This is a genomic window from Variovorax sp. FG153 (assembly GCF_057809595.1).
The window spans coordinates 100783-125710 of sequence record NZ_JBMDKG010000020.1; the positions used below are offsets into that span (position 1 = coordinate 100783).

Annotated in this window: 25 protein-coding genes; 8 read left to right on the forward strand and 17 right to left on the reverse strand. The window is 70.3% G+C overall.

All coding sequences use genetic code 11. The annotated features are described in order from the left end of the window. Nucleotides 1-18: 18 nt before the first annotated feature. Nucleotides 19-696 carry a tetracycline resistance transcriptional repressor TetR gene (gene tetR / locus ACODT0_RS21760; protein WP_489042245.1) on the reverse strand — a complete coding sequence of 226 codons (678 nt, stop codon included), beginning with the start codon at nt 694-696 and terminating at the stop codon, nt 19-21. A 90-nt stretch (nt 697-786) separates the two neighbouring features. On the opposite strand from tetR, the gene tet reads away from it, so the two are divergent. Then, nucleotides 787-1989: a Tet(A)/Tet(B)/Tet(C) family tetracycline efflux MFS transporter gene (tet, locus tag ACODT0_RS21765; RefSeq protein ID WP_489042246.1), complete on the forward strand. Its 1203-nt coding sequence runs from the start codon at nt 787-789 to the stop codon at nt 1987-1989. Nucleotides 1990-2012: 23 nt separating this feature from the next. Here the strand turns inward: tet and ACODT0_RS21770 are convergent, their stop codons facing one another. From ACODT0_RS21770 to ACODT0_RS21800, 7 genes are all read right to left on the reverse strand, one after another. Next, nucleotides 2013-3077 carry an ABC transporter substrate-binding protein gene (locus tag ACODT0_RS21770; RefSeq protein WP_057597404.1) on the reverse strand — a complete coding sequence of 355 codons (1065 nt, stop codon included), beginning with the start codon at nt 3075-3077 and terminating at the stop codon, nt 2013-2015. 64 nt (nt 3078-3141) lie between these two features. Beyond that, nucleotides 3142-4323, reverse strand: a complete 1182-nt coding sequence (locus ACODT0_RS21775) for an NAD(P)/FAD-dependent oxidoreductase (protein WP_489042247.1) — start codon at nt 4321-4323, stop codon at nt 3142-3144. Further along, nucleotides 4320-5729, reverse strand: a complete 1410-nt coding sequence (locus ACODT0_RS21780) for an FAD/NAD(P)-dependent oxidoreductase (RefSeq protein ID WP_489042248.1) — start codon at nt 5727-5729, stop codon at nt 4320-4322. Before ACODT0_RS21780 ends, ACODT0_RS21775 begins: the two co-directional genes overlap by 4 nt. Continuing rightward, the gene (locus ACODT0_RS21785; RefSeq protein ID WP_489042249.1) at nt 5726-6022 is read right to left on the reverse strand and encodes a (2Fe-2S)-binding protein; all 297 of its coding nucleotides are present in this window, start codon (nt 6020-6022) and stop codon (nt 5726-5728) included. The genes ACODT0_RS21780 and ACODT0_RS21785 overlap by 4 nt, the downstream gene beginning before the upstream one ends. After that, on the reverse strand, nt 6023-6817 hold the full coding sequence (locus tag ACODT0_RS21790) for an ABC transporter permease (protein WP_093351031.1): 795 nt from the start codon (nt 6815-6817) through the stop codon (nt 6023-6025). 4 nt (nt 6818-6821) lie between these two features. Then, nucleotides 6822-7682 carry an ABC transporter permease gene (locus tag ACODT0_RS21795; protein ID WP_489042250.1) on the reverse strand — a complete coding sequence of 287 codons (861 nt, stop codon included), beginning with the start codon at nt 7680-7682 and terminating at the stop codon, nt 6822-6824. Continuing rightward, nucleotides 7679-8749, reverse strand: a complete 1071-nt coding sequence (locus tag ACODT0_RS21800) for an ABC transporter ATP-binding protein (RefSeq protein WP_489042251.1) — start codon at nt 8747-8749, stop codon at nt 7679-7681. Before ACODT0_RS21800 ends, ACODT0_RS21795 begins: the two co-directional genes overlap by 4 nt. A 207-nt stretch (nt 8750-8956) precedes the next feature. Between ACODT0_RS21800 and ACODT0_RS21805 the strand changes: the two genes are divergently transcribed. Continuing rightward, a complete protein-coding gene (locus ACODT0_RS21805; RefSeq protein WP_479671035.1) occupies nt 8957-9793 on the forward strand; it encodes an IclR family transcriptional regulator in 837 nt (278 codons plus the stop codon). Here ACODT0_RS21805 and ACODT0_RS21810 read toward each other — a convergent pair. Then, nucleotides 9783-10286, reverse strand: a complete 504-nt coding sequence (locus ACODT0_RS21810; protein WP_057597265.1) for a hypothetical protein — start codon at nt 10284-10286, stop codon at nt 9783-9785. The two genes, ACODT0_RS21805 and ACODT0_RS21810, sit on opposite strands and share 11 nt — an antisense overlap. Nucleotides 10287-10546: 260 nt before the next feature. On the opposite strand from ACODT0_RS21810, the gene amaB reads away from it, so the two are divergent. From amaB to ACODT0_RS21830, 4 genes are all read left to right on the forward strand, one after another. Further along, nucleotides 10547-12088 (forward strand): L-piperidine-6-carboxylate dehydrogenase, encoded by a 1542-nt coding sequence (amaB, locus tag ACODT0_RS21815; protein WP_057597264.1) that lies wholly within the window; start codon nt 10547-10549, stop codon nt 12086-12088. Between the two features lie 103 nt (nt 12089-12191). After that, complete coding sequence (locus tag ACODT0_RS21820) at nt 12192-13109, forward strand: amino acid ABC transporter substrate-binding protein (protein WP_057597263.1); 918 nt, start codon at nt 12192-12194, stop codon at nt 13107-13109. After that, on the forward strand, nt 13106-14341 hold the full coding sequence (locus tag ACODT0_RS21825; protein WP_489042252.1) for a pyridoxal phosphate-dependent aminotransferase: 1236 nt from the start codon (nt 13106-13108) through the stop codon (nt 14339-14341). The genes ACODT0_RS21820 and ACODT0_RS21825 overlap by 4 nt, the downstream gene beginning before the upstream one ends. Before the next feature lie 43 nt (nt 14342-14384). Next, nucleotides 14385-16064 carry a thiamine pyrophosphate-binding protein gene (locus ACODT0_RS21830; RefSeq protein WP_489042253.1) on the forward strand — a complete coding sequence of 560 codons (1680 nt, stop codon included), beginning with the start codon at nt 14385-14387 and terminating at the stop codon, nt 16062-16064. Nucleotides 16065-16074: 10 nt separating this feature from the next. Here ACODT0_RS21830 and ACODT0_RS21835 read toward each other — a convergent pair whose 3' ends face one another. Beyond that, on the reverse strand, nt 16075-16389 hold the full coding sequence (locus ACODT0_RS21835) for a hypothetical protein (protein ID WP_057597260.1): 315 nt from the start codon (nt 16387-16389) through the stop codon (nt 16075-16077). Between the two features lie 6 nt (nt 16390-16395). Continuing rightward, nucleotides 16396-17631, reverse strand: coding sequence for an ammonium transporter (locus ACODT0_RS21840; protein ID WP_489042254.1), 1236 nt, complete (start codon nt 17629-17631; stop codon nt 16396-16398). A 417-nt stretch (nt 17632-18048) separates the two neighbouring features. Between ACODT0_RS21840 and ACODT0_RS21845 the strand changes: the two genes are divergently transcribed. Continuing rightward, nucleotides 18049-18807, forward strand: coding sequence for a sulfite exporter TauE/SafE family protein (locus tag ACODT0_RS21845; protein WP_057597258.1), 759 nt, complete (start codon nt 18049-18051; stop codon nt 18805-18807). A gap of 56 nt (nt 18808-18863) precedes the next feature. On the opposite strand, the gene ACODT0_RS21850 is transcribed toward ACODT0_RS21845, so the two are convergent. The 5 genes from ACODT0_RS21850 to ACODT0_RS21870 form a co-directional block, all read right to left on the reverse strand. Further along, nucleotides 18864-20375: a tripartite tricarboxylate transporter permease gene (locus ACODT0_RS21850; RefSeq protein WP_057597257.1), complete on the reverse strand. Its 1512-nt coding sequence runs from the start codon at nt 20373-20375 to the stop codon at nt 18864-18866. A gap of 13 nt (nt 20376-20388) precedes the next feature. Further along, nucleotides 20389-20877: a tripartite tricarboxylate transporter TctB family protein gene (locus tag ACODT0_RS21855; RefSeq protein ID WP_057597256.1), complete on the reverse strand. Its 489-nt coding sequence runs from the start codon at nt 20875-20877 to the stop codon at nt 20389-20391. A 208-nt stretch (nt 20878-21085) separates the two neighbouring features. Beyond that, nucleotides 21086-21526 carry an RNA-binding regulator gene (rbp, locus tag ACODT0_RS21860; RefSeq protein WP_261218032.1) on the reverse strand — a complete coding sequence of 147 codons (441 nt, stop codon included), beginning with the start codon at nt 21524-21526 and terminating at the stop codon, nt 21086-21088. 191 nt (nt 21527-21717) lie between these two features. Further along, a complete protein-coding gene (locus tag ACODT0_RS21865) occupies nt 21718-21954 on the reverse strand; it encodes a DUF3820 family protein (RefSeq protein ID WP_489042255.1) in 237 nt (78 codons plus the stop codon). Further along, the gene (locus tag ACODT0_RS21870; RefSeq protein WP_057597644.1) at nt 21954-22340 is read right to left on the reverse strand and encodes a translation initiation factor Sui1; all 387 of its coding nucleotides are present in this window, start codon (nt 22338-22340) and stop codon (nt 21954-21956) included. The genes ACODT0_RS21865 and ACODT0_RS21870 overlap by 1 nt, the downstream gene beginning before the upstream one ends. Nucleotides 22341-22439: 99 nt before the next feature. On the opposite strand from ACODT0_RS21870, the gene ACODT0_RS21875 reads away from it, so the two are divergent. Then, complete coding sequence (locus ACODT0_RS21875; RefSeq protein WP_082321744.1) at nt 22440-23738, forward strand: DEAD/DEAH box helicase; 1299 nt, start codon at nt 22440-22442, stop codon at nt 23736-23738. Here ACODT0_RS21875 and ACODT0_RS21880 read toward each other — a convergent pair. Continuing rightward, nucleotides 23732-24913 carry a S41 family peptidase gene (locus ACODT0_RS21880; RefSeq protein ID WP_261218037.1) on the reverse strand — a complete coding sequence of 394 codons (1182 nt, stop codon included), beginning with the start codon at nt 24911-24913 and terminating at the stop codon, nt 23732-23734. The two genes, ACODT0_RS21875 and ACODT0_RS21880, sit on opposite strands and share 7 nt — an antisense overlap. Nucleotides 24914-24928: the final 15 nt, after the last annotated feature.

The window sequence follows — 24928 nt, forward strand, 5'->3', positions numbered from 1 at the left end:
CGCGGCGCTTCGACAAGCTCAGCGTGAACGGTTTTCCTTCTTCGAACGCAAGGCAGCAGCCGGGGCGCGTCCCCGGTCGGCGGCTTCTTCGAGCCGCACCTTCGCGCCTTCAAGCATCAGGTCCACGCCGATCTCGAACAGCGCATCGGGCCCGGCCGCGCGGTAGGTCGCGAAAGCCTCCGCCAGCAACGGCCGCGAGGCCGCGGCGGCATCGAGCGTCTGCTGCTGCATCGCCGCGTCGGCCGGCGTCGCCTGCTGCTCGAGCACGCAGCCCACGGTGTAGCGGCCCAGCGCGATCAGCAGGGTCATCGCCTGCGCGGGCGGCACGCCCAGGCGCACCACGGCCGCGAGCTGGGCCTCGACCATGTCGAGGTCGCCCGGGTCGGGCTCGGAGCCCGCATGCAGGCGCGCGCCGTCGCGCCGCGCCAGCAGCGCGCGCCGGAAGCTGCGCGCGTTCTCGCGCAGGAAGCTCTCCCACGACTCGTCGGGCAGCGGCAGCTTGCGGTGATGGCTGCGGCGCAGGATCTCGCCGTTCATCGCGTCGAGCAGCGCGCGCTTGTTCTTGAAGTGCCAGTAGAGGGCGGGCTGCTGCACGCCCAGCCTCTCGGCCAGCAGCCGGGTGCTGAGCTTGTCCATGCCGACCTCGTCGAGCAGCGAGAGTGCCGCCTCGAGGATCGCTTCGCGGTCCAGTTTCATTCAGATGTGCTTGCCGGGTGTCGATCCGGGAGGGTACTTCACAGCCCAAAATTTATCGCTGATAATTCCTTATCAACGATAAATTCCAACATGTCCTCCAATTCCATTCCATTCGCCGGAGGCCGCCATGCGCAGGCGGTGATCCTGGCGATCGTCACGCTCGATGCCATCGGCATCAGCCTGGTCATGCCGATCGTGCCGAGCCTGCTGCGCGAGGTCGGCCACGGCGGCGAGCTCGGCTGGCACTTCGGCGCCTTCCTCTCGCTCTACGCGCTGATGCAGTTCCTCTGCGCGCCCGTGCTCGGCGCGCTCAGCGACCGCTTCGGCCGCCGGCCGGTGCTGCTGGTCTCGGTGCTGGGCGCGGCGATCGACGCGCTGTTCATGGCCTTCGCACCCTCGCTGTGGCTGCTGTTCGTGGGCCGCGCGATCGCCGGCATGACCGGCGCGAGCATGGCCGTGGCCTCGGCCGCCATCGCCGACCTCACGCCCGAGCACCAGCGCGCACGCTGGTTCGGCCGCATGGGCGCCTGCTTCGGGCTGGGCTTCATCGCGGGGCCGGCGCTCGGCGGCGTGCTCGGCGACCACGGCGTGCGCCTGCCCTTCATCGCGGCGGCCGCGCTCAACGGCCTGACCTTCCTGGTCGGCCTGTTGGTGCTGCGCGAATCGCGGCCGCCGGCGCTCGCCGCGCAGCCCTTCGACCGCGGCGTGCTGCATCCGCTCGCGCCGTTGCGATGGGCCACGAGCTTCCCCGCGCTGCTGCCGCTGCTCGGCGTGTTCCTGCTGCTGGTGCTGGTGGGCGAGGTCGCGGGCACCACCTGGGTGCTCTACGGCCAGGACCGCTATGCCTGGAACGGCACCATGGTCGGCTTCTCGCTCGCGGTCTTCGGCCTGCTCCATGCGCTGGTGCAGGGCTTCGCGGCGGGCCCGCTGGTCGAGCGCTGGGGCGAGCGCGCGGCGATCGCCGTCGGCACCATCGCCGACGGCACCGGCTATGCGCTGATCGCCTTCGCCTCCCAGGGCTGGATGGCCATCGCGCTGCTGCCGCTGCTGTGCATGGGCGGCGTCTGCGCGCCCGCGCTGCAGGCCACGCTGTCGGCGCGCGTGGGCGAGGCGCAGCAGGGTCGGCTGCAGGGCGTGCTCGCGAGCATCACCAGCCTGGCCGCGGTGTTCGGGCCGCTCTTGATCAGCCCGCTGTACTTCGCGTTCCGCGCGCGCTTTCCGGGCATCGTGTGGCTCGCGGGTGCCTCGCTCTACCTGCTGTGCCTGCCGGTGCTGCTGCGCCGCACGCGCTGAGCCACTTCACCGAAAAGCGCCGGTCACTTCTCGATCGTCTTGTTCCAGCGCGCGTTCCAGGCCGGCCGGTTGGCGTTGATGCTCTCCCAGTCGATGGTGATGGCGCTCTTCATCCACTGGTTGATCTCGGCCACCTGCGTCGCGCCCTCGCCCACGGCCGGGGCCTTGGGATTGGTCGGGATCTGCGCGCCGTACTGCAGCACGTTGGCCTGCGCCAGCGGGCTCAGCAGGAACTCGGCGAGCTTCTGCGACAGCTCGGGCTCGCTGTTGTTGGCGATCACGCACTGGCCCACCATCAGCACCACCGCGCCCTCCTTGGGCGGCGCGTATTCCACCGGGATGCCCTTGACCTTGAGCGCGGCCACGGCCGTCGGCGTGAGCGGGAAGATCGCGGCCTCGCCGGTCTGCACCATCTCCGAGAGCTTGGCCGAGCTCGGGATGTACTCGAGCACGTTGGGGCCGATGGTGGTCGGCCAGGCCTTGAAGCCGGGTTCCACGTTCCTGTCGTTGCCGCCCTGGATGCGGTTGAACATCAGGAAGCCGTGCAGCCCGAAGGACGAGGACGACATCGACTGGAACACCACCTTGCCCTTGAACTTCGGATCGGCCAGGTCCATCCACGAGGTGGGCGCGGCCCAGCCCTTCTCCTTGAACATCTTCGCGTTGTAGGCCAGGCCGGTCATGCCCAGGCTCACGCCGCTGGCCATGTCGTCCTTGAAGCGCGCGGCCGGGTAGATCTCGGCCAGCGAGGGATTGGGCTTCTGCTTCTGGCACAGGCCCATGCCGATGGCGCGCACCATGATGCCGTCGTCGAGGAACATCACGTGCATCTGCGGCCGGTCCTTGTTGGCCTGCGCCTTGGCGAGGATGTCGGAGGAGGTGCCGGGAACCACCACCACCTTCGCGCCGTAGAGCTTCTCGAAGGCCGGGAAGACGTACTGCGTGTACGCCTTCTCCATCGTGCCGCCGTTCATGCCGATGTAGAGCGTCTTCGTCTGCGCGTGGGCCGCGCCGCCGAAGCCCGCGAGGGCGGCCGCCGCGGTGGCGGCGAAGGTGAGGAAAAAGGAAGTGCGTTCGCGTCGTGCCATGGTGGGACTCTCCGTTCGGTGTCGAGGGTGGATCTGCGGTTGCGGTGGGTTGCTCTGGTCGTGTTCAGTGCGAGGCCGATGCGGCGGCTTCGGCGGGCCGCTCGGCCCGCGTGTCGGGAAGGAAGCGCTCGATCGCGAAGGCCTCGATCGGCGTGGTGCTGCGGCCGTCGCGCGCCAGTTCGGCCAGCACCTCGCCCGCCGCCGGGCCGATCTGGAAGCCCGCCCCCGCGAAGCCGAAGCCGTGGAACAGGCCGGGCGTGGTGCGGCTCGGCCCCAGCACCGGCTGGCGGTCGGGCAGGTAGCCCTCGGTGCCGCTCCAGGTGCGGATGAAGTGCGCATGCGCGAGCCGCGGCAAGAGCTCGATCGCCTGCGTCGACAGCGTGGCGATCGCGTCGCGCTCGGAACGCGCGCGCTCGGCATCGAGCCCGATGCCGGCACCGCCGCCGAGCACGAGGTTGCCGCGCGCGACCTGGCGGCAGTAGATGCCGCCGCCCTCGACGCCGAGGCTCCAGTCCATGAAGAAGGGCAGGGGCTCGGTCACGGCCATCGCGGGATGGCCCGACTGCAGCGGCACGGCCTCGCCGAAGTGGGTGGCGATCGGGCCCGACCAGGCGCCCGCGCAGTTCAGCAGCACTGGTGCCCGCACCTCGAGCGTGCCCTCGGCATGCGTGGCGCGCAGCCGGAACAGCGTGCCGTCGTGCGCGACCTCGTCGACGCGATGGCGCTCGAGCACCTGCGCACCCGCCTGGCGTGCCGCGAGCGCGAAGGCCGGCGACACCAGCCGCGGATTGGCCTGCCCGTCCTCGATGCACAGCGAGCCGCCGAGCGCGCGCGCGCCGAGCCAGGGGCAGCGCTCGCGCAACCGCGTGCCCGTCACCAGCTCGAGCCCGAGGTCGAAGCCGGCGTCGCGCACGCTCGCGCGGTAGCGTTCGAGCGCGGCCATGTCGTCCTCGCTGCGGCCGATCTTGAAATGGCCCGAGCGCTGGTACTCGCCCTCGGTGCCGATCAGTTCGCCGAGCCGGCCCCAGATGCGGTGCGCGCGTTGCGCCAGCGGCAGCTGGCTCAAGGGCCGGCCCTGGCGCCGCACGCCGCCGTAGTTGACGCCGCTGGAGCGCGAGCCGCAGAGGTCGCGCTCGAGCAGCACCACCTCCAGGCCCATGCGCCGCAGCGCGAGCGCGGCCGACGAACCCACGATGCCGCCGCCGACGATCGCCACGTCGCAGCGCAGGGTACGGGTGGTGCTCATGCGCGCGCTCCCTCGGCGGGGGCCTGCGTGACGAGCCGGATCGGTATCGGCTTGACCGGCGCCTGACCGCGCAGCCTGCCCACCTGCGCGAGCGGCTGGCCGGTCGCATGCGCGAGGATCTCGGCCGCGGCCACGCCGCACATGCGGCCCTGGCAGCGGCCCATGCCCACGCGCGACAGCGCCTTGAGGCGGTTGAGTTCGTCGGCGCCGTTGACCGCGACGGTCTGGCGCAGCGTGCCGGCCGTGATGTTCTCGCAGCGGCAGACGACGAGCTCGTCGGGTGCGTTGGCGGCCCAGTCCCGCGGCAGCGGAAACGCGCGTTCGAGTCCGCGGCGAAAGCCCGTCAGCTGGTCGAGCTTGCGCTCGAGCAGCGCGGCGCGCGCGCCATCGACGGCCACGCCCTGGTCCGCGAGCAGCGCGAGCGCCGCGCGCTCGCCGGCCCACTCGGCCGCGTCGGCGCCCATGATGCCGGCGCCATCGCCCGCGAGGTACACGCCCGCCACGCTCGAGCGGCCCGCCGTATCGCGCACCGGCAGGTGAGCGCGGTGCATCGGTGCGAATTCGAAGCGGCAGCCCAGCAGGTCGGCGAGCTGGGTCTCGGACCGCAGCGCGTAGCCGAAGCCGACGGCATCGCAGTCGATGCGGCGTTCCTCGCGGCCGTCGTGCCAGGCGATACCGGTGACGCGGCTCGCGGCATCGTCGCCGAGCACGCGCAGCGGCCGCACGCCGCCATGCAGCGGCACGCCATGCGCGCGCAGCCAGGCGACGAAATAGACGCCCTTCGCGAGCACCGCCGGCTGCCGCAGCATCGCGGGCGTGGCCGCGACCTGGTCCGCGAGGCGCGCGGTGTCGAGCACGGCCGCCACCTGCGCGCCGGCCTTCGCATACTGGTAGGCCACGAGGTAGAGCAGCGGCCCCGTGCCCATGAACACCACGCGCTGCCCGATGGCGCAGCCCTGGAACTTGAGCGCCACCTGCGCGCCGCCGAGCGTGTAGACGCCGGGCAGGGTCCAGCCCGGCAGCGGCAGCACGCGATCGGTGGCGCCGGTGGCCACGATCAGCGGGCCATGCGGCACGCGCGCGGTGCTGCGCGTGGGGCCGTGCAGCACGTCGAGCACGCCGCCCTGCGCGTTCCACACCAGGCTGTCGGGCCGGTAGTCGATGCGATCGCGCAGGCCGTCGAAGGCCGCGTGCACCGCCTTCGCGCGCGCGGCCTCGAAGCCGTAGAGCGTGGCCGCCGCGCGTTCGACGAAGTTGGCGGGCGGGCGGCGGTAGATCTGTCCGCCGGCGCGCGCGGCCTCGTCGATCACGACCGGGCGCAAGCCATGCGCGACCAGCGCCTGTGCCGCGCGCACGCCGGCCGGCCCGGCGCCGACGATCACGGGAGGAAGTGCCGTCGTCGTCATGCCTCGCCCCGCCCGGTGAGCAGCGCCATGCCCGGCGCGATGAAGGTGGAGCAGGCGCGCAGCCGCTCGCCCTCGGCGGTCGCGATCCAGCAGTCCTGGCAGGCGCCCATCATGCAGAAGCCCGCGCGCGGCGCGTCGCTGAATTCGTTGCGGCGCAGCCGGGCGGCCTGCGTGAGCACGGCGGTCAGCACCGTGTCGCCGGCCAGCGCCGAGGCGGGCGCGCCGTCGAGCGTGAAGGACACCGTGGCGCGGCCGGTCTCGGCCACGCGATGCAGCAATGCATGGGTCGCCATCTACTTGCGCCCCACCAGCACGCGGTCCAGGCCATAGAGCCGGTCGAGCACCACCATCGCGACGGCCGTCACGGCCACCATCAGCGCCGACACCGCGGCCATCAATGGGTCGATCGACTCGGTGGCGTACATGTACATGCGCACCGGCAGCGTCACCGTGCTCGGCGAGGTGACGAAGATCGACATCGTCACTTCGTCGAAGCTGTTGATGAAGGCCAGCATCCAGCCGCCGGTGACGCCCGGCAGGATCATCGGCAGCGTGATGCGGCGGAACACCGTGGCCTGGCTCGCGCCCAGCGAGAGCGCGGCCTGCTCGGCGCTGCGGTCGAAGCCCACCAGTGCCGCCACCACCAGCCGCAGCGTGTAGGGCGTGACGATCAGCGCATGCGCCATCACCAGCCAGCCGAAGCTGCCGGTGCCGCCCACCAGCGCGAACAGCCGCAGCAGCGCGACGCCGAGCACCAGGTGCGGAATGATCAGCGGCGACAGGAACAGGCCGTTGAGGAAGTCGCGGCCCGGAAAGTCGTAGCGCGTGATCGCCATGCCGGCCGGTACCGCGAGCAGCGTCGCGATGGTGGCCGCGCTCAGCGCGAGCCACAGGCTGTTCCAGAACGACTGCATGAAGTCGGGGTGCGCGAACACCGCCTCGAACCAGCGCAGCGAGAAGTGCGTGGTCGGGATGGTCAGCGTGTTCTCGGGCGTGAACGCGACGATGCACACCACCAGCAGCGGGGCCAGCATGAAGGCGATGACGAGCGCGTTGAACGCGAGGGCGATGGGGCCGTTCCTGCTCATGCGATCACCCCAGCGCTTTCTTGTAGCGGCCTTCGACCAGGCGGTTGTAGCTGAGCATCACCACGAGGTTGGCCACCAGCAGCGTGAGCGCCACGGCCGCGCCCAGCGGCCAGTTGAGCTCGCTCAGGTACTCGTCGTAGACCACGGTCGCGACCATCTTGAGCCGGCGTCCGCCGAGCAGGCCGGGAATCGCGAACGAGCTCGCCGCGAGGCCGAACACGATCAGGCTGCCCGAGAGGATGCCGGGCATCACCTGCGGCAGCACGATGCGGCGCAGGGTGGTGAAGGGCGTGGCATTGAGCGAGAGGGCCGCGTTCTCCACGCCGGGATCGAGCTTCTGCAGCGAGGTCCAGACCGGGATCACCATGAAGGGCAGCATCACGTGCACCAGCGCGATCACCACGGCCGCGCTGGTGTAGAGGATCTTCACCTGGCCGATGCCCACCAGTTGCAGCAGCGCGTTGACCGCGCCCTCAGGGCCCAGCAGCATGCTCCAGCCGAAGGCGCGCACCACCACCGACACCAAAAGCGGCGCCAGCACCACGAGCAGCAGCACCGAGCGCCAGGGGTTGCGCATGCGGCTCAGCACATAGGCCTCGGGCGCGCCGATCAGCACGCAGATCAGCGTGACCAGCGCCGAGATCCAGAAGGTGCGCCAGAAGATGCCGTGGTAGTAGTCGTCGCCGAACACCTGCGCGTAGTGCGCGAGCGTGAACTCGCCGGTGCGCGGGCCGCTGGCCGGGTCGTAGACGTTGAAGGACAGCACGGCCGTGAGCAGCAGCGGCACCACGAGCAGCGCGATGAACAGCACCAGCGCGGGGCCCGAGAGCCACCAGGGCGTGGCCTTGCGGGAGATGCCGCTCATGCCGCCACCGCTGCTTCGTCGCGCAACAGGCGCGTGCAGTGCGCGGGCCAGTCGATGCCGGCCGCGTCGCCCTCGGCCAGCGCGGCGCGGCCGTCGTTGGGGCTCAGCACCATCAGCTCGCCGGCCGGCGTGGCGAGCCGGTAGAGCCATTGGCTGCCGAGGAAGAAGCGCTCCCGCACCGTGCCGTCGAGCCGGCCGCTGCCCGCGGGCACCAGCTGCAGCTTCTCGGGGCGCACGCTCATCAGCACGGCGGCGCCGCTGTCGTAGCCACCTTCGCCGACTTCGACCGCGAGCGGCCCGACCGCCACGTTGCAGCTGCCGGTGCCGCAGGCCGTGACCCGGCCCGGCAGCAGGTTGGCCTTGCCCACGAAGGTCGAGATGAAGCGCGTGCTCGGATGCTCGTACACGCGGTGCGGATGGTCGATCTGCGTCGCGCGGCCGCCTTCCATCACCACCACGCGGTCGCTGATCGACATCGCCTCGCTCTGATCGTGCGTGACCATCACCGTGGTGGTACCGACCTTGCGCTGGATCTGGCGCAGCTCGAACTGCATCTCCTCGCGCAGCTTGGCGTCGAGGTTCGACAGCGGCTCGTCGAGCAAGAGCACCGGCGGCTCGATCACCAGCGCGCGCGCCAGCGCCACGCGCTGCCGCTGGCCGCCCGAGAGCTCGCGCGGATAGCGCGCGGCATGCGCCTCGAGGTGCACCAGCGCCAGCGCCTGCTGCACGCGCTCGCGGCGCTCGGCCTTCGGCATCTTGCGCATCTCGAGGCCGAAGCTCACGTTGTCGGCCACCGTCATGTGCGGAAACAGCGCATAGCTCTGGAACACGATGCCCAGGCCGCGCGTGTTGGCCTTGGCATGCGTGATGTCCTGGCCCGCGAGCTCGATGCGGCCGCTGGTCACGGCCTCGAAGCCCGCGATCATCTGCAGCGTGGTGGTCTTGCCGCAGCCCGAGGGGCCGAGCAGCGAGACGAACTCGCCCTTCTCGACGGTGAGGTTCATGGCCGTCACCGCGCGGGTGGCGCCATAGGACTTGGACACGTCGCTGAGCCGCAGGAATGACATGGAAACGCCTTTCGTCGGGGGTCGGAATCCACGGCCGGCGCGCAGGCGCCGGGGCCATGGATGCGTGAGTGCTTTCGGGTCACTCTATTGCAACGATCGCGCCAGATCGCCACGGGTATTCCATTAATCAGAATATTTCTTCAATTTATTCCGTTCAATGGAATATGATGGCCCGAGCAAGATCGACATATTCCAAGGAAACGGGACATGGAAACCACAACCGCGGCCAGCGGCGGCGTGCCGCGCATCTTTTCGGTGATCCGGGCGCTCGGCGTGGTGCAGGCCGAGGGCGGCCGCGTCACCCAGATCGCGCGCGCCGTCGGCCTCACGCAGGCCACCACGCACCGCCTGCTGCAGTCGCTGATGGCCGAGGGCGTGGTCGAGCAGGACGAGCGCAGCAAGCTGTACCGGCTGAGCATCGAGTTCTTCGCGCTCGCGGCCAACGCCGGCAATCCCGGCGACCTGCGCACCCTGTGCCGGCCCGCGCTGCTGCGCCTGTGCGCGAGCCTGGGCGACAGCATCTTCCTGCTGGTGCGCAGCGGCTTCGACGCCGTGTGCCTCGACCGCAGCGAGGGCCCGTTCCCGATCCGCTCGTTCACCGGCGACATCGGCGGGCGCATCGCGCTCGGCGTGGGGCAGGGCGCGCTCGCGATCCTGGCCTTCCTGCCCGAGGGCGAGCGCGAGGAGGTGATCCGCTTCAACCTCTCGCGCGTGCGCGAGTACGGCGTCTACGACGAGGTCTACCTGCGCACCGAGATCGAGCGCGTGCGCCAGAGCGGCTTCGCGGGCCGCAACACCGGCCTGCTCGAGGGCATGGCCGGCGTGGCCGTGCCCATCCTCGACCGCGAGGGCCGCGCCGTGGCCGCGCTGAGCGTGGGCACCATCGCCGACCGCCTCAATGCCGACCGGCTGCCGACCGTGGTCGACCTGCTGCAGCGCGAGGCGGTGGCGATCGGGCCGAGGATCAATCCCTTCGATGCCTCGCTGCGCCGGCCGGCGCAGAGCCTGGCGGGGTCGCCGGCGGGGCAGAGGATCACTGCTTGAGCTTGCGGTCCTCGTTCTTCGCTTCCTGCATCGCCTCGGGCTCCAGTTCCTCGGCGTAGCGGTTGAGCCGGATGAAGAGGCCCCAGCCGGCCATCATCAGCCCGACCGCGCCCAGCATGGCGGCCGCGTGCAGCATCAGCTCCGGCGCCTCGCGCGCCTTGAAGGTCGCGACCAGCCCTTCGACCGCGACGGCCACCACGATCACCACCATGAAGCGCGAGAGGAAGCGACGCACCCGGGTCGGCGCGCCGATGTGGGCGTCGCGCACCACCTCCTCTTCGACCACGGTCTGGGAGATCTGCAGCGCCACGACAGCCGCCGCGAGCAGGCCCACCGCCTCGATGATCGCCTCGGCCGCCGGCAGGTCGAGGTCGTGCACGACCGCGCCCCAGCCGGCGCGCGCCGCGATCACGATCAGAACCAGCGACGCGATGGCGAAGGCGAGCGCCATCAGCGCATGGACCGCGGCATAGAGGGTGTGGATCAGCTTCATGGCAGGGGCGGCGAAGTGAGGGTGCCGCATCGTCGGCGCCGGGCGCAAATCGGTGCGTAGGCGCGCGAGCCGTTTCGAGGAACGCGCGTGGCGGGTGATACGCAGGCGAGCTCCGGCGGCCGAGTTCCTTCCCCAAACGCATCAAGTCCTTCCATATTTTCACTAGCCAACCCCGCCCACTTCGCAGATATTGGCGCGGTTCCCCCGACCCCGGTCGCCTTCCTTCTTCTTTCTTCCCGACTCCCCCGCGGAGCGCGCCCATGTCCGAAGTCCACACCTCCGTCTCCCTGCCCTCCGAAGTCGAACAACTGCTCCAGCGCCTGGGCGTGCCGCGCGAGTCCCACGTCGGCGGCGAGCTGACGGTGCGCTCGCCGCTCACGGGCGAGGTGATCGCGCAGGTCGCGCAGACCACGCCGGCCGCGGCCACCGAGACCATCGCGCGCGCGCATGCGGCCTTCAAGGCCTGGCGCGCGGTGCCGGCGCCGCGGCGCGGCGAACTGGTGCGGCTGCTCGGCGAGGAACTGCGCGCGGCCAAGCGCGACCTCGGCCGGCTGGTCACGCTCGAGGCCGGCAAGGTCCCGTCCGAGGGCGCGGGCGAGGTGCAGGAAATGATCGACATCTGCGACTTCGCGGTCGGGCTCTCGCGCCAGCTCTACGGCCTCACGCTGGCCACCGAGCGCGCCGAGCACCGGATGATGGAAACCTGGCATCCACTGGGCGTGTGCGGCGTGATCTCGGCCTTCAACTTCCCGGTCGCGGTGTGGTCGTGGAACGCGGCGCTGGCGCTGGTGTGCGGCGACCCGGTGGTGTGGAAGCCGTCCGAGAAGACGCCGCTGACCGCGCTCGCGGTGCATGCGATCGCCGCGCGCGCCATCGAGCGCTTCGGCGCCGACGCGCCCGAGGGCCTGCTCGGCCTGCTGCTGGGCCAGCGCGACATCGGCGAGCTGCTGGTCGACGACCATCGCGTGGCGGTGCTGTCGGCCACCGGCTCCACCGCGATGGGCCGCCAGGTCGGTCCCAAGCTCGCGGCCCGCTTCGCGCGCGCCATCCTCGAACTCGGCGGCAACAACGCAGCCATCGTCACGCCTTCGGCCGACCTCGATCTCACGCTGCGCGCGATCGCCTTCGCGGCCATGGGCACGGCGGGCCAGCGCTGCACCACGCTGCGCCGGCTGTTCGTGCACGAGAGCGTGTACGACAAGCTGGTGCCGCGCCTCGTCAAGGTGTATGGCGGCGTGAAGGTCGGCGATCCGCGCGAGGCCGGCACGCTGGTCGGTCCGCTGATCGACCGCGCGGCCTTCGAAGGCATGCAGAAGGCGCTCGACGAGAGCCGCGATGCCGGCGCGATCGTGCATGGCGGCGGCCGCGTCGAGGGCATCGGCGGTGCCGAGGCCTACTACGCGCGCCCGGCGCTGGTCGAACTGAAGGCGCATGCCGGCGCGGTGCTGCGCGAGACCTTCGCGCCGATCCTCTACGTGCTGCGCTATGCCTCGCTCGACGAGGCGATCGAGCAGCACAACGCGGTGGGCGCGGGCCTGTCGTCGTCGATCTTCACGCTCGACATGCGCGAGGCCGAGCGCTTCCTCTCGTGCGCCGGTTCCGACTGCGGCATCGCCAACGTCAACATCGGCCCGAGCGGCGCCGAGATCGGCGGTGCCTTCGGCGGCGAGAAGGAAACCGGCGGCGGCCGCGAGGCCGGCTCCGACAGCTGGAAGGCCTACATGCGCCGCGCGACGAACACCATCAACTATTCGACGGCACTGCCCTTGGCGCAAGGCGTGACCTTCGACATCGGCGACTGATTTTCTGACGGCATACCGGCCGCGGCGGCGCATGAGCGTCGCCGCGGAGCGGATGCCTGCGCGCTTGCCTGACCATCCACCACAACGACGAGGAGACGACGACATGAACTTCATTCCATCCCTGCACCCGCTCAAGGCCGCGGCCGCCACGCTGCTGCTGGCCCTGGCCGCCACGGCCGGCGCGCAGCAACCGGCGCCCGCGGGCACGCTCGAGAAGATCGCCGCCAGCGGCAAGGCGGTGCTCGGCGTGCGCGAGGCCTCGCCGCCCATGGCCTACATGCTGGGCGCGGGCGAGAAGTACGTGGGCTACCACGTGGAGCTGTGCGAGCGCGTGCTCAAGGACATCGTGCCGGCCGCGAAGCTCGAGTACATGGCGGTCACGGCGCAGAACACCATCCCGCTGGTGCAGAACGGCACGCTCGACATCGGTTGCGGCCCCACCACCAACAACCTCGCGCGCCAGCAGCAGGTGGCCTTCGCGCTCACCACCTACGTGAGCGAGGTGCGCATGGCCACGCGCGTCGACTCGGGCATCACCACGCTCGACCAGCTCGCGGGCCGCACCGTGTCGGCCTCCACCGGTACGACGGCGGTGCAGCTGCTGCGCAAGCGCGAGCGCAGCAACAACGTGAGCATCAACACCATGCTCGGCAAGGACCACCTCGAGAGCTTCCTGCTGATGGAGTCGGGCCGCGCCGATGCCTTCGTGCTCGACGACAACCTGCTGGCCGGGATCATCGCGAACTCGAAGAACCCGACGGCCTACCGCATCGTCGGCGAGCCGCTGGGCTCGGAGCCGATCGCGCTGCTGTTCCGCAAGGACGACCCGGCCTTCAAGGCCGCGGTCGACGGCGCGCTGCGCCGCCTCATGAAGAGCGGCGAGCTCGAGCGCCTCTACACCAAGTGGTTCGTGGCGCCGATCCCGCCGAAGAACACCAGCCTGAACCTGCCGATGAGCGCGATGCTCAAGCAGCTGGTGCTCGAGCCCAACGACAAGCCGCTGGAGAGCTACGCCAAGTGAGTCCCGCTGCCGCCGTCTCTTCTTCCTCGGACTTCGTGCCGGCGCAGCGCGTGCGCGCGCTCGGCGTGTCGGCGATCCTGCGCATCACCGACCATGCCAATGCGCTCAAACGCGCGGGCCGCCCGGTGATCGTGCTGGGCGCGGGCGAGCCCGACTTCGACACGCCCGACAACGTGCGCGAGGCCGCGGTGCGCGCCATCGGGCGCGGCGACACGCGCTACACGGTGCTCGACGGCAGCCCGGCGATGAAGGCGGCGGTGCAGCTCAAGTTCAGGCGCGACAACGCGCTGGACTTCGGCCTCGACGAGATCAGCGTGAGCGCGGGCGCCAAGCAGGTGATCTTCAACGCGCTGATGGCGAGCCTGGATCCGGGCGACGAGGTGATCCTGCCCGCGCCCTACTGGACCTCGTACGCCGACATCGTGCGCATCTGCGGCGGCGTGCCGGTCGGCGTGCCCTGCGGCGACGCGCAGGGCTTCCGGCTCGAGGCCGCGCAGCTCGAGGCGGCGATCACGCCGCGCACGCGCTGGTTGTTCCTGAACTCGCCCTCGAACCCGAGCGGCGCGGCCTACGGCGCCGATCAATTGAAGCCGCTGTGCGAGGTGCTGCTGCGGCATCCGCGCGTGTGGGTGCTGGCCGACGACATCTACGAGCACATCCTCTACGACGGCCTGGCCTTCGCCACGCCGGCGGCGGTGGAGCCGCGGCTGCGCGAGCGCACGCTGACGATCAACGGCGTGTCGAAGGCCTATGCGATGACCGGCTGGCGCGTGGGCTACGGCGCCGGGCCGCGCGCGCTGATCGCGGCGATGGCCGTGGTGCAGAGCCAGACCACCTCGTGCCCCTCGTCGGTGAGCCAGGCCGCGGCGATCGAGGCGCTGACCGGGCCGCAGCAGATCGTGGCCGAACGGCGCGACGACTTCCAGCGCCGGCGCGACTTCGTGGTGGCCGCGCTGAACCGCATCGACGGCCTGCACTGCCCGCGGCCCGAGGGCGCGTTCTATACCTTCGCGCGCTGCCAGGGCCTGCTGGGCCGGCGCACGCGCCGGGGCGCGCTGCTGGCCAGCGACGCGGATTTCTGCCGCTACCTGCTCGAGGACTTCGAGGTGGCGGTGGTGCCGGGCAGCGTGTTCGGGCTCGCGCCTTACTTCCGCATCTCGTACGCGACCTCGATGGCGCAGCTCGAGGAGGCCTGCGCGCGCATCGCGGCGGCCTGCGCGGCGCTCGAATGAATCCGTCCTTCCTTCTTCTTCTCCCTCGCATCGGAGCCCTCTCGTGACCCCCACCTCCCGCACCGGCGGCCAGCTCCTGGTCGACCAGCTCGTCCTGCACGGCGTCGAGCAGCTGTTCTGCGTTCCCGGCGAAAGCTTCCTCGCGGTGCTCGACGCGCTGCACGACGCGGCCATCGCCGTCACCGTCTGCCGCCAGGAAGGCGGCGCCACCATGATGGCCGAGGCCCAGGGCAAGCTCACGGGCCGGCCCGGCGTCTGCTTCGTCACGCGCGGACCGGGCGCGACCAATGCCTCGGCCGGCGTGCACATCGCGCACCAGGACTCGACGCCGCTGCTGCTGTTCGTGGGCCAGGTGGCGCGCGAGGCACTGGGGCGCGAGGCCTTCCAGGAGCTCGACTACGGCGCGGTGTTCGGCACCATGGCCAAGTGGGTGGTGCAGATCGACGACCCCGCGCGCGTGCCCGAGCTGGTGTCGCGCGCCTTCCACGTGGCGACCTCGGGCCGGCCCGGCCCGGTGGTGATCGCGCTGCCCGAGGACATGCTGACCGAGGCCGCCGCGGTGGCCGACTCGCTGCCCTATGCCGTGACCGAGACTCATCCGGGCGCGGCGCAGATCGCCGAGCTGCAGCAGCGCCTCGCGCAGGCCGAGCGGCCGGTGGTGGTGCTCGGCGGCAGCCGCTGGTCGGCCGAGGCCGCGCGGCAGTTCGCGCAGTTCGCCGAGGCCCACTCGCTGCCCGTGTACTGCTCGTTCCGGCGCCAGATGCTGCTGTCGGCCGAGCATCCCTGCTACGCGGGCGACCTGGGGCTGGGCGCCAATCCGCGCATGCTGCAGCGCATCCGCGAGGCCGACCTGGTGCTGCTGGTCGGTGGCCGGCTGTCGGAGGTGCCGTCGCAGGGCTACGAGCTGCTGGCCATTCCGCAGCCCGCGCAGGCGCTGGTGCACGTGCATGCCGATGCCGACGAACTCGGCAAGCTCTACCGGCCCGCGCTGGGCATCCATGCCACGCCGCGTGCCTTCGCCGAGGCGGTGGCCGGGCTGAAGCCGGCGCGGGCGCCGGCCTGGAAGTCGCGCACGGCCGAAGCGCGCGAGGAGTTCCTGCGCTGGAGCGATCCCGCGCCGATCCGCGTGCCGGGTCCGCTGCAGATGGGCGAGGTGATGCAGCACCTGCGCGAGGTGCTGCCGCACGACACCATCTTCTGCAACGGCGCGGGCAACTTCGCGACCTGGGTGCACCGCTTCTGGCCGTTCCGCGCCTTCGCGAGCCAGCTCGCGCCCACCAGCGGCTCGATGGGCTACGGCCTGCCGGCCGGGGTCGGCGCGAAGCGGCTGTGGCCGCAGCGCGAGGTGGTGGTGTTCGCGGGCGACGGCGACTTCCTGATGCACGGCCAGGAGTTCGCAACCGCGGTGCAGTACGGGCTGCCGATCCTCGTGGTGCTGCTCGACAACGCCATGTACGGCACCATCCGCATGCACCAGGAGCGCCACTACCCGGGCCGCGTCAGCGCCACGCAGCTGAAGAACCCCGACTTCCGCGGCTATGCCGAGGTGTTCGGCGGCCACGGCGAGCGCGTGACGAGCACCGCCGAGTTCGGCCCCGCGCTGGCGCGCGCGCGGGCCAGCGGCAAGCCCGCGATCCTGCACTGCGTGCTCGATCCGGAGGCGATCACGCCGTCGACCACGCTGCAGGCGATCCGCGATACGGCGCTCGCGAAGAGGGCCTAGCGCAGGCGGCCTAACGCAGGCCGCCGATGTATTTGGGCGGCGGCTGCCGCCCGCTGCCGTCGGGCAGCCGCGCCGCGGCCTCGAGCCGCGCGGCGCGCGCCAGCGGCTCCATCGCCTGCTCGAGCCGCAGCGCGATGGCCGCGAGCTCATCGTCGTGGGTCTCGGCCGCATGCGCGCGCGCGAAGCGCACCATCTCGGTGGCGTACTCGGCATTGACGGCCATCCACTCGGTGTCGGTCACGCGGCCGTGCTTGCGGCGCAGTGCCACGTGCAGGCGCGCCGCGAGCGCGATGCGCTCGCTCTCGGACAGGACGTGGCCATCCATCGCGGTTCAGCCTCCGATGTGTTCGCGGTGCTGGGCCAGGTCGAGCCCCTGCGCCTCGCTGTCGGGATCGACGCGCAGCCCCACCAGCACGCGCACCAGGAACAGCACGATCGCGGTGCCGGCTGCGCTGTAGACCGCCACGCCGCCGACCGCGATCGCCTGCGTCAGCACGTTGCCGCTGGCGCCCGAGATGGCCTTGTCGGCGAACACGCCCGTGAGCAGCGCGCCCACGATGCCGCCGATGCCGTGCACGCCGAACACGTCGAGCGAATCGTCCGCGCCCAGCAGGCGCTTGAGGCCGGTGGCGCCCCAGTAGCAGGCCAGGCCGGCGATGGCGCCGATGGCCAGCGCCGAAGGCGGCGTGACGAAGCCCGCGGCCGGCGTGATCGCCACCAGCCCCGCGACCAGGCCCGAGCACAGGCCCAGCAGCGAGGGGCTGCGGCGCACCGTCCACTCGGCGATCATCCAGCTCGCCGCGCCCGCGGCGGCCGCCACGTGCGTTACCAGCATCGCGAGGCCCGCGCGCCCGTCGGCCGCCACCGCCGAGCCCGCGTTGAAGCCGAACCAGCCCACCCACAGCAGGCTGGCGCCGGCCATGGTGAAGGCCAGGTTGTAGGGCTCGAAGGGCTCGCGGCCGTAGCCGCGGCGCGGGCCCAGCGCATAGGCGCAGACCAGTCCCGCCACGCCCGCATTGACGTGCACCACCGAGCCGCCCGCGAAGTCGAGCGCGCCCATCTGCGAGAGCCAGCCGCCGGGCTCCCAGACCCAGTGCGCGATCGGTGCGTAGACCAGCACGCTCCACAGCAGCGCGAACCACAGCACCGCCGAGAAGCGCATGCGCTCGACGAAGGCGCCGAGCACCAGCGCGGTGGTGATGATCGCGAAGCTCAGCTGGAACATCGCGTAGACCGTTTCGGGCACGTTGGGCGCCACGTGGCTCACGGCCAGCGTGCCGGCGTCCTTCAGGTAGTCGAAGCCCGCGAACCAGAAGCGCCCGGTGCCGCCGAGCCAGGGCCAGCCGGGCGTGAAGGCCAGCGAGTAGCCGAGCGCGAACCAGGTCAGCGACACCACCGCGGCGATGGCGACCACGCAGGCCATGGTGGCGAGCACGTTCTTGCGCCGCACCATGCCGGCATAGAAGAGCGCGATGCCCGGCAGCGTCATCAGCAGCACCAGCACCGTGGAGGTCATCATCCACGCGGTGTCCGCGGCGCTGATGGAGGCTTGCGGTACCAGGGCCATGGCGGCGGTCTCTTCTTGGAGTGGTGGTCCCGGGCTCTGTGCACAAGTCGTGCCACATCGTTAACTGCGTGAAACACTTTGGTTTGCTACGCCGTGCGCGAAAGTAAGGCAAAGCGGGTAATTCCCAATGCACTGCGGCGGTGCACCCCCTAAAGTCCAGCCACTCGCGAACGGGCCCTGCTCGTGCTGCCGAGGGCCGAGGAGACAAATTCCCGATCGACAAGAACAATCATCCAAAAGGCTACATCCGAGAGCCGGGTTGAAAAATTCAGAAGCGCCGCTGGTCGGCGCTTTTTTTTGCCTGTCGCTTTCGCATCGGCGCCCCGATTCCTTGCCTTGAAAAGCGGCCGGAGAGTCGGCTGCGTCGCCGTTGGTTGCTACTCTTTTGATAGTGATTCCGGTGCGACAATCGCAGCCATGGAAATGTGGCTGATGACCGCGGCCTCGCTGCTCGCGGGGTTCGTGGATGCGATCGTGGGCGGTGGTGGACTGATCCTGGTGCCGGCGCTGTTCGCCGCCTTCCCCGGGGCACCGCCGGCCACGTTGCTGGGCACCAACAAGAGCGCGTCGATCTGGGGCACGGCCGCTTCGGCGGCGCAGTTCAGCCAGCGTGTGCAGATGCGCTGGGGCGCGCTGTGGCCGGCCGCGCTGGCCGGTTTCTGCGGCGCGCTGGCCGGCGCCTGGGGCGTCACCCAGTTTCCGGGCGACTTCCTGCGCCGCGCGCTGCCGGCCATCCTGCTGGCGGTGCTGCTCTACACGCTCGCGCGCAAGGACATGGGGCGTCACCACGCGCCGCGCTTCACCGGCCGCGCCGAGACGCTCGCGGCCTGCAGCATCGGCCTGGGCATCGGCGTCTACGACGGCTTCTTCGGCCCCGGCACGGGCAGCTTCCTGGTGTTCCTGTTCGTGCGCTGGATGGGCTACGACTTCCTCAACGCCTCGGCCTCGGCCAAGGTCATCAACGTGCTCACCAACGGCGCGGCGCTGCTGCTGCTCGCGCTCAAGGGCCACGTTTGGTGGCATTACGGGCTGGCGATGGCGGTCGCCAACGTGGCCGGCAGCCTGATCGGCACGCGCGTGGCGCTCAGGCACGGCGCGGGCTTCGTGCGGATCGTGTTCATGGTCGTGGTGAGCGCGCTGATCCTCAAGACCGCGTACGACGCCTTCCTCAAATAGAAAAGGCCCCGGGGCGAACACCGGGGCCTTTGCTCAGTCGAACAGCGCGGTGGCGCTCAATCCTCGACGAAGGCTTCCTCGCGCTTCGATTTCACGGCCGGCAGCAGCACGATGCCCAGCAGCAGCGCCGCGGCCACCAGCAGGCCCGCCGACAGCGGCCGCGTGACGAACACGCTCCAGGCGCCGCGCGACAGCAGCAGCGCGCGCCGCAGGTTCTCTTCCATCATCGGGCCGAGGATGAAGCCCAGCAGCAGCGGGGCCGGCTCGGTGCGCAGCTTGAGGAACAGGTAGCCCACGAAGCCGAAGATCGCGACCATCCAGACGTCGAAGGTGTTGTTGTTGGTCGAGTACACGCCGATGGCGCAGAACAGCACGATCGCCGGGAACAGGAACTTGTAGGGCACCGTCAAGAGCTTGATCCACATGCCGATCAGCGGCAGGTTCAGGATGATCAGCATCGCGTTGCCGATCCACATCGAGGCGATCAGGCCCCAGAACAGCTCGGGGTTGCTGGTCATCACCTGCGGGCCCGGCTGGATGTTGTGGATCGTCATCGCGCCCACCATCAGCGCCATCACGGCGTTGGGCGGGATGCCCAGCGTCAAGAGCGGAATGAAGGAGGTCTGCGCGCCGGCGTTGTTGGCCGACTCGGGCGAGGCCACGCCGCGGATGTTGCCCTTGCCGAAGGGCACTTCGCCCGGGCGCATCTTGATCTTCTTCTCGAGCGCATAGGCCGCGAAGGCCGCCAGCAGCGCACCGCCGCCGGGCAGGATGCCCAGGGCCGAACCGAGGGCCGTGCCGCGCAGCACCGCGGGCGTCATGCGCTTGAAGTCGTCCTTGGTGGGCCACAGGCCCTTGACCTTGTGCGTGAAGACCTCGCGCTCGTCGTCGGGCTGCGAGAGGTTGCCGATGATCTCGCCGTAGCCGAACACGCCCATGGCGATCACCACGAAGCCGATGCCGTCGGTCAGTTCGGGAATGTCGAAGCTGAAGCGCGCCACGCCCGAGTTCACGTCGGTGCCGACGATGCCCAGCAGCAGGCCCAGCACGATCATCGCCACCGCCTTGAGCAGCGAACCCGAGGCCAGCACCACCGCGCCGATCAGGCCCAGCACCATCAGCGAGAAGTACTCGGCCGGGCCGAACTTGAAGGCCAGCTCGGTCAGCGGCGGCGCGAAGGCGGCCAGGATCAGCGTGCCGACGCAGCCCGCGAAGAACGAGCCCAGGCCCGCGGCCGCGAGCGCCGGGCCCGCGCGGCCCTGCCTGGCCATCTGGTAGCCGTCGATGCAGGTGACCACCGAGGACGATTCGCCCGGCAGGTTGACCAGGATGGCGGTGGTCGAGCCGCCGTACTGCGCGCCGTAGTAGATGCCGGCCAGCATGATCAGGGCCGAGACGGGCGGCAGCGCGTAGGTCGCGGGCAGCAGCATCGCGATCGTGGCGACCGGTCCGATGCCCGGCAGCACGCCGATCAGCGTGCCCAGGATGCAGCCGATCAGGCAGTACAGCAGATTGGTGAAAGTGAAGGCGACGCCGAAGCCGGTCGCGAGGTTCTGGAACAGTTCCATGGTGGTGTGCTCCTCAGCCTGCGATGAAGGTGGGCCAGACCTGGATCTGGAGCTTGAGCGCCCAGATGAAGGCCACGTAGCTGCCCGCCGCGAGGATGGTGGCCAGCACCAGCACGTCGCGCAGGTTGAAGTGTTCGCCCGCGAGGCTCGAGATGATGGTGAGCGCGTAGATCGCGATGATCATTCCCATCGCCGGCAGGCCGATGCTCGGCAGGCCGCCGAGCAGCACGCCGAAGGCCAGGTTGGCGCCCAGCACGTAGGCCAGCGGCTTCCAGGCCCATTTGCCGATCGGATCGCCGTCGGTGGTCTCGACCACCATGGCCTGGAACATGATCCCCAGCCCGAGCAGCGCGAGCAGGATGCCCAGCATGAGCGGGAAGTAACCGGGACCCATGCGGGCCCCGTCGCCTATGTTGTATGCGGTGGCGCCGATGGCGAAGGCGCCGCCCACGGCCGTGAACATGACTCCTGAAAAGAAGTCGGCCTGGCTCTTGATTTTCATGTCTCTCGACCCTCTGTTTTGGAGGGAGGAGGGTCGTTTCCGGCGCCTGACCGCTGGCTGACCCGGCCGGTAGGGACTAATGCGTAGCGCTTACTACGGGTAAGCCCGCGCCGTCTCGGCCGAGCGACATCCGGAAACGAAAAAAGCTCCCGAAGGAGCTTTTTTCAGCGAAAGGCGGCAGGGCCGCCATTCGATGGTGTGAGAGGGCTTAGTAACCGCCGCGGCCGTAGCCGTCGTCGTTACCGCCACCGCCGTAGCCGCCACCGCTGCGGCCACCGCCGCCGTAGCCGCCGCCACCGCCGCTGCGGCCACCGCCGCCGTAACCGCCGCCGCCGCCACCACCGCCGTAACCGCCGCCACCACCACCGTAGCCGCCGCCACCGCTACGGGGCGGGCGGGCTTCCATCGGGCGGGCTTCGTTCACGGTCAGGGCGCGGCCCTGGACCGGCTGGCCGTTCAGGCCGGCGATCGCGGCTTGCGCCTCGGCGTCGGTACCCATTTCCACGAAGCCGAAGCCCTTGGAGCGGCCGGTGTCACGTTCCATCATGACCTTGGCGCTGACGATGGCACCGTAGGCGCCGAAGGCTTGCTCCAGATCGTTGTCACGGATCGAGTAGGCGAGATTGCCCACGTAAAGTTTCTTGCCCATGAAAGGGACTCCTCAACTCAAAAAAACCAAATAACAGAAAAAGCGATGGAGTCCCAGAATCACAACAAACGAAGGCGCTGTGCGCGAAACTGACCGATCACCGGATAACGTGCACGGGAGCCTGATGGCTCACTGACACGTAGCGGCGATTATCCCGGTTTGGCCGGGAAATCAAGCTTTTAATTGCACATTCATCGGGAAACCTCTGATCCCGACGGGCGGTTTCGCAACGGTTTGAGCAGGCCCGAGAGGCCGTTGTGGTCTATTTTATGCATCAAGGCGAGCAGCCGCCCGATCTCTCCCGGGGGAAAACCCTCCCGCGCGAACCAGGTCAGGTAGTTGCCCGGCAGGTCGGCGATCAGCGTGCCCTTGTATTTGCCGAAGGGCATCGCCAGCGTGACCAGGCGCTCGAGGTCCTCGGGCTTCATCAGCGGCCTCCCGCGCGCTTGACCGTGTGGCCCAGCTTGGTGAGCGTGGCGATCACCTGTTCGCGGTGGTCGCCCTGGATCTCGATCGTGCCGTCCTTCACCGTGCCGCCGGTGCCGCAGGCCGCCTTGAGCTGCTTGCCGAGCGAAAGCAGGGCGGCCGCGTCGAGCGCCACGCCCTTCACCACGGTCACGCCCTTGCCTTTTCTGCCCGCGGTCTCGTGCGACACACGCACAATGCCATCGGCGGCGCGCAGCCGCGCCTGCTCGGCGAGGTCCTTGCAGCGGCATTGCGCCAGCGGTTCGCCGCAATCGGGGCACATGCGGCCGCCGGCCTCGGTCGAATACACCAGCCGGGTGGCCGCCGGGTTGTCCTTGTGGGTTGCCATGTTCCTGCGTTCTCTTCGTTCCCGATCTCTTTTCTTCCAGCCCAGACGAGCCTTTCCGATGCACCTGCCGCCCGCCTTCTTCCGTGGGGAGTCCGCCGCTTGACCGCTGCGCCCACCCCGTCCTTTGCATCGCTGGGGCTGGCCCCGGCGCTCGTGCGCGCCGCCGCCGAACGCGGCTACGCCGAGCCGACCGCGATCCAGGCCGCGGCCATTCCCGCGATTCTGCAGGGACGCGACCTGCGCGGCTCGGCCCAGACCGGCTCGGGCAAGACCGCGGCATTCTCGCTGCCGCTGCTGCATCGACTGGCCGCCGACTCGGCCGGGGGTGAGCGCCGGCTTCGCGCGTTGGTGCTGGTGCCCACGCGCGAGCTCGCGGCCCAGGTCGGCGAGACCCTGCGCGACCTCGCGCGCGCACTGCCCGACCGGTTGCGCATCGCGGTGGTCTTCGGCGGCGTGTCGATCAATCCGCAGCTCATGGGCCTGCGCGGCGGTGCCGACCTGATCGTCGCCACGCCGGGCCGGCTGCTCGACCTGGTCGAGCACAACGCGCTGCGGCTCGACGCGATCGCCACCCTGGTGCTCGACGAGGCCGACCGCCTGTTCGACCTGGGCTTCGCCGAGGAACTGGGCCGCATCCTCGCGCAGCTGCCGGCGAAGCGGCAGAACCTGCTGTTCTCGGCCACCTTCCCGCAGGCCATCCAGGCACTGGCCGACCGCATGCTGCGCGACCCCGAAACGATCGACGTGCAGGGCGAGCCCGGCACCGCGCCCGACATCGTGCAGCGCGCGATCGAGGTCGACAGCACCCGCCGCACCCAGCTTTTGCGCCACCTGCTCGAGCAGCACGGCGAGGCCTGGGGCCGCGTGCTGGTCTTCGTCGCCACCCAGCATGCCGCGCAGACCGTGGCCGAGAAGCTCTACCGCCACGGCATCTATGCCGTGCCCTTCCACGGCGACATCTCGCAGGGCGCGCGCACCGACATCCTCGACCAGTTCAAGCAGAGCCGCTGGGACGTGGTGGTGGCCACCGACCTGGCCGCGCGCGGCCTCGACATCGCGCGGCTGCCGGTGGTCGTCAACTACGACCTGCCGCGCTCGCCCACCGACTACGTGCACCGCATCGGCCGCACCGGCCGCGCGGGCGAGAGCGGCCTCGCGATCAGCTTCGTGACGCCGGCTTCCGAGGCGCACTTCCGCCTGATCGAGAAGCGCCAGGACCGGCGCGTGCCGCGCGAGCGCATCGAGGGCTTCGAGCCCACCGAGGTCGCGCCGCCCCTGGTCGACACCAGCGGCACGGGCGGCATCAAGGGCAAGCGGCCGAGCAAGAAGGACAAGCTGCGCGCGGCGCAGGCGGCGGAAGCGGCAAAGGCTTCGCCGTCACCCGGGAAGGATCACTGAAGCCTTGCGCGAAGCTCGGCGACCGCCTCCTCGATCTCGCGCTGGAAATCGACCGCTTCCACCACCCGGTCCGGCGTGATGCCGGTCTTTTCGAGCTTTTCGTTCGAGGGTGGAAACCAGTAGGCGGAGGTGAAGCGCACCGCACGGTCGACACCCAGCGGTGTCACGGTCTGGATGCTCGTGCGACCGAAGGTCCTGCGGCCCACGATGCGCGCCCGCTTGTGATCGCGCAGGGCCGCGGTCACGATCTCCGCGCCCGAGGCCGTGCCCTCGTCCACAAGCACGACCATCGGAAGCTCGCGGACCTCCCGGGCGACCCCGGCGAACGGATCTGCGCCGCCGCGCGTGTAGTACGCGGGTTCGGCGAAATAGACGGCATTCGCTTCGGTGCGCTGGCCCTGCGTTTCCACCACCTTGCTCCTGGCCGGCAGGAACAGCGAGGAGACGCCGACGGCCACATCGAAAAGCCCGCCCGGATTGCGCCGCAGGTCGAGCACCAGCCCCTTGAACGGTCGCTTGCGCCACTGCGCGTCGAGCTCCCGGGCCGCCAGGTTCAGCGTGTTTTCCCTGAACTCGGCGATGCGCAGCACCGCGATGTCCGGCGATGCCATCGACAGGCGCACGACCGCCCCCTGCACGTTCTGCCGCTCGACCTTGAAATCCCTGGGCGTGTTCGATCCCGGGCGGCGCATCGTGAGCGTCGCGCTGCTGCCGAGCGGGCCGCGCAGCATCTTGAACGCCAGGCTGAGATTGCCCTTGATGGGCGTGCCGTCGATCGCGCTGAGCACGTCATTGGGGCGGATGCCGGCTTTCTCCGCCGGGCTGTCCGCGATGGGCGAGATCACCGCGACCTCGCCGTTGCGGTTGATCATCTCCAGGCCCACCGCGCCGCCCGTGTAGTTCGGCGGTGGCGACATGTCGGCCAGGTCCTCTTTCATCAGGAATTGCCCGCCCTCCGGGTCGATCTCGCGGACCATGCCGCGCAAGGCCGCCTGCAGGATCTCCTCGCCGGAGAGCGGCCTCACGTAGGAATCGCGCAGCAGCTGGTAGGTGGCCGCCAGCGATTGCAGGTCGTCCCGCGGCAACGGCTCTCGCGCGGGCCGGTCTTGAGCGAGGGTGGCGATGGGAAGCAGGGCGGCGGCCAGCGCGGCGATGCAGTGCGGTCGGAGGTCCATGAAGCGGGGTCGCTG

Coding starts and splice junctions, on each gene's coding strand:
- ACODT0_RS21775 (WP_489042247.1), bottom strand. CDS start 4,323: ATGAGCACCACCCGTACCCTGCGCTGCGACGTGGCGATCGTCGGCGGC.
- ACODT0_RS21850 (WP_057597257.1), bottom strand. CDS start 20,375: ATGGAACTGTTCCAGAACCTCGCGACCGGCTTCGGCGTCGCCTTCACT.
- ACODT0_RS21805 (WP_479671035.1), top strand. CDS start 8,957: ATGGAAACCACAACCGCGGCCAGCGGCGGCGTGCCGCGCATCTTTTCG.
- ACODT0_RS21800 (WP_489042251.1), bottom strand. CDS start 8,749: ATGTCATTCCTGCGGCTCAGCGACGTGTCCAAGTCCTATGGCGCCACC.
- ACODT0_RS21870 (WP_057597644.1), bottom strand. CDS start 22,340: ATGGCAACCCACAAGGACAACCCGGCGGCCACCCGGCTGGTGTATTCG.
- ACODT0_RS21820 (WP_057597263.1), top strand. CDS start 12,192: ATGAACTTCATTCCATCCCTGCACCCGCTCAAGGCCGCGGCCGCCACG.
- rbp (WP_261218032.1), bottom strand. CDS start 21,526: ATGGGCAAGAAACTTTACGTGGGCAATCTCGCCTACTCGATCCGTGAC.
- ACODT0_RS21810 (WP_057597265.1), bottom strand. CDS start 10,286: ATGAAGCTGATCCACACCCTCTATGCCGCGGTCCATGCGCTGATGGCG.
- ACODT0_RS21795 (WP_489042250.1), bottom strand. CDS start 7,682: ATGAGCGGCATCTCCCGCAAGGCCACGCCCTGGTGGCTCTCGGGCCCC.
- ACODT0_RS21845 (WP_057597258.1), top strand. CDS start 18,049: ATGGAAATGTGGCTGATGACCGCGGCCTCGCTGCTCGCGGGGTTCGTG.
- ACODT0_RS21880 (WP_261218037.1), bottom strand. CDS start 24,913: ATGGACCTCCGACCGCACTGCATCGCCGCGCTGGCCGCCGCCCTGCTT.
- tet (WP_489042246.1), top strand. CDS start 787: ATGTCCTCCAATTCCATTCCATTCGCCGGAGGCCGCCATGCGCAGGCG.
- ACODT0_RS21780 (WP_489042248.1), bottom strand. CDS start 5,729: ATGACGACGACGGCACTTCCTCCCGTGATCGTCGGCGCCGGGCCGGCC.
- ACODT0_RS21840 (WP_489042254.1), bottom strand. CDS start 17,631: ATGGCCCTGGTACCGCAAGCCTCCATCAGCGCCGCGGACACCGCGTGG.
- ACODT0_RS21855 (WP_057597256.1), bottom strand. CDS start 20,877: ATGAAAATCAAGAGCCAGGCCGACTTCTTTTCAGGAGTCATGTTCACG.
- amaB (WP_057597264.1), top strand. CDS start 10,547: ATGTCCGAAGTCCACACCTCCGTCTCCCTGCCCTCCGAAGTCGAACAA.
- ACODT0_RS21785 (WP_489042249.1), bottom strand. CDS start 6,022: ATGGCGACCCATGCATTGCTGCATCGCGTGGCCGAGACCGGCCGCGCC.
- ACODT0_RS21770 (WP_057597404.1), bottom strand. CDS start 3,077: ATGGCACGACGCGAACGCACTTCCTTTTTCCTCACCTTCGCCGCCACC.
- ACODT0_RS21835 (WP_057597260.1), bottom strand. CDS start 16,389: ATGGATGGCCACGTCCTGTCCGAGAGCGAGCGCATCGCGCTCGCGGCG.
- ACODT0_RS21790 (WP_093351031.1), bottom strand. CDS start 6,817: ATGAGCAGGAACGGCCCCATCGCCCTCGCGTTCAACGCGCTCGTCATC.
- ACODT0_RS21865 (WP_489042255.1), bottom strand. CDS start 21,954: ATGAAGCCCGAGGACCTCGAGCGCCTGGTCACGCTGGCGATGCCCTTC.
- tetR (WP_489042245.1), bottom strand. CDS start 696: ATGAAACTGGACCGCGAAGCGATCCTCGAGGCGGCACTCTCGCTGCTC.